At 46.3% G+C, this 6,378-nt stretch carries 7 protein-coding genes and 1 tRNA gene; all 8 read right to left on the bottom strand.

Going from position 1 to position 6,378, the window contains the following annotated elements; all coding sequences use genetic code 11:
* Positions 1–239: 239 nt before the first annotated feature.
* Positions 240–713, bottom strand: a complete 474-nt coding sequence (locus G7Y39_RS06660) for a hypothetical protein (protein ID WP_165156279.1) — start codon at positions 711–713, stop codon at positions 240–242.
* 46 nt (positions 714–759) lie between these two features.
* Positions 760–1,149 (bottom strand): hypothetical protein, encoded by a 390-nt coding sequence (locus G7Y39_RS06655; protein ID WP_165156277.1) that lies wholly within the window; start codon positions 1,147–1,149, stop codon positions 760–762.
* 47 nt (positions 1,150–1,196) lie between these two features.
* On the bottom strand, positions 1,197–1,748 hold the full coding sequence (locus tag G7Y39_RS06650; RefSeq protein ID WP_165156275.1) for an RNA polymerase sigma factor: 552 nt from the start codon (positions 1,746–1,748) through the stop codon (positions 1,197–1,199).
* 18 nt (positions 1,749–1,766) lie between these two features.
* Positions 1,767–1,850: transfer RNA gene (locus G7Y39_RS06645), tRNA-Leu, on the bottom strand.
* A 145-nt stretch (positions 1,851–1,995) separates the two neighbouring features.
* Positions 1,996–3,636, bottom strand: coding sequence for a chaperonin GroEL (groL, locus tag G7Y39_RS06640; protein ID WP_165156273.1), 1,641 nt, complete (start codon positions 3,634–3,636; stop codon positions 1,996–1,998).
* Between the two features lie 41 nt (positions 3,637–3,677).
* Positions 3,678–3,947: a co-chaperone GroES gene (locus G7Y39_RS06635; RefSeq protein WP_165156271.1), complete on the bottom strand. Its 270-nt coding sequence runs from the start codon at positions 3,945–3,947 to the stop codon at positions 3,678–3,680.
* A gap of 165 nt (positions 3,948–4,112) precedes the next feature.
* Positions 4,113–5,468 carry a histidine--tRNA ligase gene (gene hisS, locus G7Y39_RS06630; RefSeq protein WP_165156269.1) on the bottom strand — a complete coding sequence of 452 codons (1,356 nt, stop codon included), beginning with the start codon at positions 5,466–5,468 and terminating at the stop codon, positions 4,113–4,115.
* 176 nt (positions 5,469–5,644) lie between these two features.
* Positions 5,645–6,331, bottom strand: coding sequence for a zinc metallopeptidase (locus G7Y39_RS06625; RefSeq protein ID WP_165156267.1), 687 nt, complete (start codon positions 6,329–6,331; stop codon positions 5,645–5,647).
* Positions 6,332–6,378: the final 47 nt, after the last annotated feature.

Genomic DNA, 6,378 nt, shown 5'->3' with positions numbered 1-6,378 from the left:
CAACATCGAAGTTGTCTATCAGCACATCCGGCAGGATGGCTCGTAACAATTGTTCGGGTTTCATGCCCCTAAGTTAATCAATATAGTTGAGAACGTCATCCCCCCAACCGGAAAAATCCGCTGACCCTTATAAAGCAAGCCCGGGCAAAATACAAGGGGAACCGACATCACGTCGCCCCCCCCCTTAACTTAAACGCCAAAACTAAATCTAAACAAAAAACACAAATAATGATAATATTTTACTTTTTCCGTTTTTCTTCCTTCTTATTGTCTCGACCACTCTTCATAAAGTCCCGGACAAACCTATACTCCGCGTCTCGATACCTGTAGATCTTTTCAGGAGAGAGTATCTTTCTGAATTTCTCGAAATACTCCTTCTCCAACTGTGCCTCTCTAACCCCAGCGTCCAGACATTCATCTATCACTTTGTTATAATCAGCATCTGTCGGATTCTCCTTATGTCGAATCTCTTTTGATAACTTACGACATGCGCGACCCGCCTCAAATTTCTTCTGTCGCAACTCATTGCATAAAGGAATAAATTGTGCAGCTTCCTCAGGCGTAAGGCCGATATCAGCCGTAATAAAAGCGTTCCGCCTTGCTTCGAACGCTTCTCTATCAAAACGTCCTTGTCCTTTCCGCTCTTGCGCCGTAGCATCAAAAGAGAGCAGGATCGAAATCGCCGCAAATGTAATAAAAAACATTTTATTCATACAACTATTATTACAAAAATCTTCGATAAAAATATTATTTTAAACTTTATTCAGAATAGGAAAGCTCCTCATCTAAAAGATAATTGGCGTATTGGGCTTCCAAATACTCCAAATACTCCTCATCTTCTTCCGCTTCAATAGCGTCTAAAGTCGTTGTAGGGACTTCCATCCGGACCAGTAAAGAATCAGACGCGATACCATCGGAACCATTTATTCCCACGATAGCCTTGAAAAACAAGCCAAGACCGGCGAATACCGCGGCCATGTACAACCACGGACGAACACGATCCATCCAGGAAATCGATTTCGCCCTCTCCTCCGGCTTCTCGGGGAGCTGACTCATGATCCGCTCCGTAAGCCCTTCCATATACCCTTCGGGTACAGTGAAAGGATTCGTTCCTTTCAAGCGATCTAGGTTGTTTTCTTCTTTTTTCATACTTTTTCTCTTTTTATATTGTTTTGACAGCGATTCGGGCAAAAGGTTTAAATCTCTTTTGTTAAAAACTCCTCGATTTTTTTCACCGCATGATGATACGAGGCCTTTAAAGCCCCGACAGAGGTACCTAATATCTCGGACATTTCCTCGTACTTCATCTCCTCGTAATACTTCATATTGAAAACCAAGCGTTGTTTCTCCGGCAAGGTAAGAATCGCATTTTGCAATCTTACCTGTACCTCGTCACCATCGAAATATTCATCTCCTTTTAAACGTTCCAGCAAAAAGGTATCCGCATCGTCGATAGATACGTTATTCATGTTTCGCTGTTTATTCAGGAAAGTAATGCATTCGTTAATCGCGATCTTATAAAGCCATGTAGATAATTTGGCCTCACCGCGAAAAAGCTCAATGTTCGTCCAAGCTTTCAAAAACGTATTTTGGAGTAAGTCGTTCGCATCCTCATGATCCAGTACCATCTTTCGTATATGCCAATACAACTTCTCGCCATACAGGCCTACGACCTTGGCGAAGGCCTCCCGTTGTCGGGCCGGATCCCGAAGCTGTACTACAATTTCGTCTTCTGTATAGGATTGCATTCTTTCTATTTTGGGAAGTGCCCAGAACAGGACTCGAACCTGCACGATCGCAAAACCACTCGCACCTGAAACGAGCGCGTCTACCCATTCCGCCACCTGGGCTTTCTTTAAATCATTCTGAAGCGCGGCCTATCGGCATCGCACGCATACAAAGGTAATTATTTTTTCCAATTAGCAAGCAAATGAAAATAAAAAAACGGCCGCCCCTTCCGGAACGGCCGCCCATATCATTAATCACGGGAGTCGATTACATCATACCGCCCATTCCGCCACCCATACCCGGGTTCATCGGAGGCATAGCCGGAGTCTCTTCTTTCTTCTCCGCGATCACGCACTCTGTAGTCAAGAACATACCAGCGATAGAAGCTGCGTTCTCCAAGGCTATGCGAGTTACCTTAGCCGGGTCGATAACACCCGTCTCGCACAAGTTCTCGAAGCAGTCCTTGCGGGCATTGTAACCGAAGTCGCCCTTGCCTTCCTTCACTTTCTGAACGATAACGGCACCTTCCTTACCTGCGTTAGCTACGATCTGGCGAAGTGGTTCCTCGATAGCGCGCTTCACGATCTCGATACCGGTAGTCTCATCCTCGTTGTCACCCTTCATGCCTTCCAATGCCTCGATAGCACGGATATAAGCGACACCACCACCGGGTACCGTACCCTCTTCGATAGCGGCACGAGTCGCATGCAACGCATCATCCACACGGTCTTTCTTCTCCTTCATCTCCACCTCGGAAGGAGCACCTACGTAAAGAACAGCTACACCGCCGGCCATCTTAGCCAAACGCTCTTGCAATTTCTCTTTATCGTAATCAGAGGTCGTATTCTCCATCTGGATCTTGATCTGGCCGATACGAGCTTGGATAGCCTCCTTGTCACCCGCACCGTTTACGATGGTAGTGGTATCCTTGTCTACCGTGATCTTCTCAGCGGTACCTAGCATATCCATAGTAGCACCTTCCAGCTTCAAACCTTTCTCCTCGGAGATAACCGTACCGCCTGTCAATACAGCGATATCTTCCAACATCGCCTTACGACGGTCGCCAAAGCCCGGGGCCTTAACGGCACAGATCTTCAAGGAACCACGCAAACGGTTCACTACCAATGTAGCCAAAGCTTCGCTATCGATATCCTCAGCGATGATTAAAAGAGGACGTCCGCTCTGCACAGTCGGCTCAAGGATAGGAAGAAGGTCTTTCAATACGGAGATTTTCTTGTCGTAGATCAAGACATACGGATTCTCCATCTGGCACTCCATCTTCTCTGTATCCGTCACGAAGTACGGAGAGATATAACCGCGGTCGAACTGCATACCCTCAACTACGTCGACTGTAGTCTCAGTACCTTTCGCTTCCTCAACCGTGATAACACCTTCAGTCTTCACGCGTTGCATAGCCTCTGCGATCAACTTACCGATAGCCTCGTCACCATTCGCGGAGATCTTCGCTACATGCTCGATCTTCTCGAACTTATCACCAACAGCCTCAGCTTGGTCAGCGATGCTCTCTACAACCTTAGCGACAGCCTTGTCGATACCCCGTTTCAAATCCATCGGGTTCGCTCCGGCTGTAACGTTCTTTAAACCGACACCAATGATAGACTGAGCCAAAACCGTAGCTGTAGTCGTACCGTCACCGGCGTTATCGTTTGTCTTGGAAGCCACTTCCTTAACCAACTGGGCGCCCATGTTCTCGAACGGGCAAGCCAACTCAACTTCTTTAGCGACCGTTACACCATCTTTCGTGATGTGAGGAGCTCCGAACTTCTTCTCGATAATTACGTTACGACCTTTCGGGCCTAACGTTACCTTAACGGCATTAGCCAACTCATCCACACCTTTCTTCAAAAGGTCGCGGGCATCCATATCGTATTTAATCTCTTTTGCCATGATTGTATCTTTTTTTTAATATTGTCGTTTATAAAAATGAATTAGATAACAGCCAAAACGTCTGCTTGGCGCATGATCAGGTATTTCTCACCGTCTAGTTCGATTTCCGTACCTGCATACTTACCATACAATACGTTATCACCAACCTTTACAACCATCTCCTCGTCTTTCGTTCCATTACCTACGGCTACAATCTCACCCTTTAAAGGTTTTTCCTTCGCCGAGTCAGGAATAATAATTCCACCTAATGTTTTCTCTTCCGCAGCGGCCGGCTTAATCAGCACGCGGTCTGCTAATGGTTTAATGTTCATCTTCTTGGTATTTTAAATGTTAATAATACTACTTTTCCAGTTATGAACTTTATGTTCACGCCTAAGTCTATGCGAATAGTGTGCCAAACGATTTCAACCGGGTTCGACTGACAATATTTCGGACGAAATGGACAAGCCTCCGGAGGAATAACTGACAACTTGTCTTTAAAAGCGCTCTATCAGCTCCTCGATAGTCACAAGGGTTTGCTCACCCGTGAGCATATTCTTTACGTTGATTTTATTCTCGGCTATCTCATTTTCTCCGACTATCGCGACGAACGGGATTTTCTTAGCGTCGGCGTAGCCCATTTGCTTTTTCATTTTGGCAGGCTCAGGATATAGCTCCGTACGAATACCCGCCTGGCGAACCTTGGCGATCAGCGGCAATAAATGAATCTCCTCTTTCTGTCCGAAGTTCACGAATAGAAGCTGTGTAGTCTTCAAAGACCCTTCCGGGTACAAATCCAATTGGTTCAATACATCAAAGATACGATCAGCGCCGAAAGAGAAGCCGACACCGGATACGCCTTCCATGCCAAACACCCCGGTCAGGTTGTCATAGCGCCCCCCCCCCGTGATGCTGCCGATCTGTACGTCCAGAGCTTTCACCTCGAAAATCGCGCCTGTATAATAGTTTAAGCCACGAGCCAATGTCAGATCAAGCTCCAATTCCGCACGGATGGGCGCATGAGAGATGCGCTCCAAGATAAAATCCAATTCGGCAACGCCTTTCAAACCCGTCTCAGAGGCAGATAATACCTCTTTCAAGGTAGTGATCTTTTCTTGATTCGAACCCTCCAACATGATGATTGGCTGCAAACGCTCGATCGCTTCTTCGGGCAAGCCCTTAGAACGAAGCTCTTCATTCACGTTGTCCAAGCCAATCTTGTCCAGCTTGTCGATAGCTATCGTAATATCTACGATCTTATCCGCCTCGCCTATGATTTCGGCAATGCCGGAAAGGATCTTACGATTGTTCATCTTGATACACACACGAATGCCAAAACGATGGAACACCTCGTCCATAATCTGGATCAGTTCCACCTCATTGATCAAGGAGTCGGAGCCGACAACGTCGCCATCACATTGATAGAACTCCCGGTAACGTCCCTTCTGCGGACGATCGGCACGCCAGACCGGTTGGATCTGATAACGTTTGAACGGGAAACTAATCTCATTACGATGTTGTACCACGTAACGGGCGAACGGAACGGTCAAATCATAACGCAAACCTTTCTCACAAGCCTTAGCGGCAAATCTCAACGGGTTCTTTTCCATTAACGCCTCATCCGAGATACCTGCGAAACAATCACCGGAATTCAATATCTTGAAAAGGAGCTTATCCCCTTCCTCGCCATATTTACCCATCAATGTAGAAAGGTTCTCCATGGCAGGAGTCTCTATTTGCTGGAAGCCATACAAGTGAAATACTTCACGGATCGTATTGAATATATAATTACGTTTCGCCATTTCCTCCGGCGAGAAGTCCCGGGTACCTTTGGGTATGGAAGGTTTTTGCATGATCTTACGTTTTAACTGATTATTTTGGCCGCAAAGGTAATGTTTTTTGCTCGAAATAAATAAGAAAATAACAATGCCCATTGTAAGGAGCTTACAATCGCAGTCATAAGCATCTTACAATGGGCATTCTAACCTCCTTACAATGGGCATCCGCGGGAAGCCTCTTCCGAGGCTTATCAATCCCGGTTTCTTCCCCCCAAGAATATCATTATATAATATAATAATGTAGCAAGCGAACCCAACGCGGCTACCACATACGTATAAGCGGCGGAACGTAAGGCATCCTCTGCCTTATCATGCGTATAGGCATTCGTTATGCCGGCATTGCTCAACCACGCTAAAGCACGTTGGCTGGCATTGATCTCGACCGGAAGCGTGATAAAGCTAAATAGCGTAGTCGTAGCGAACAAGATTATACCGAATAACAACAGCTGGGGAAACGTATGCAATAACAACATACCACCCAGCAACACCCATGTCATGATATTAGAGGCGAAACTAACAACCGGGACTAAAGCCGAACGCATTCTCAACGGAGCGTAAGCGGTAGCATGCTGCACAGCGTGACCGCACTCATGGGCGGCAACCGCGGCGGCGGCGATACTATTGCTATAATAAACCGACTCACTCAAATTCACCGTCTGGTTAGCGGGATTGTAATGATCCGTCAAATGTCCGGGTGTAGAAATCACCTTCACATCATAGATGCCATTGTCTCGCAACATCTTCTCCGCGACATCTTTTCCTGTCATGCCATTTGGCATAGGAACTTTCGAATACTTCTCAAACTTACCCTGAAGGCGGGATGACACCAGCCAGCTCAATAGCGCAAATCCAATAAACAGAATCCAATACATGCTCATAAATTTCTATCTTATTTAGTTTTATAAAGCAACGACAAAAAGCTTGC

Source organism: Parabacteroides sp. ZJ-118 (genome assembly GCF_011038785.1).
Taxonomy (GTDB): Bacteria; Bacteroidota; Bacteroidia; order Bacteroidales; family Tannerellaceae; genus Parabacteroides.
This window is presented reverse-complemented; position numbering and strand designations above follow the sequence as displayed.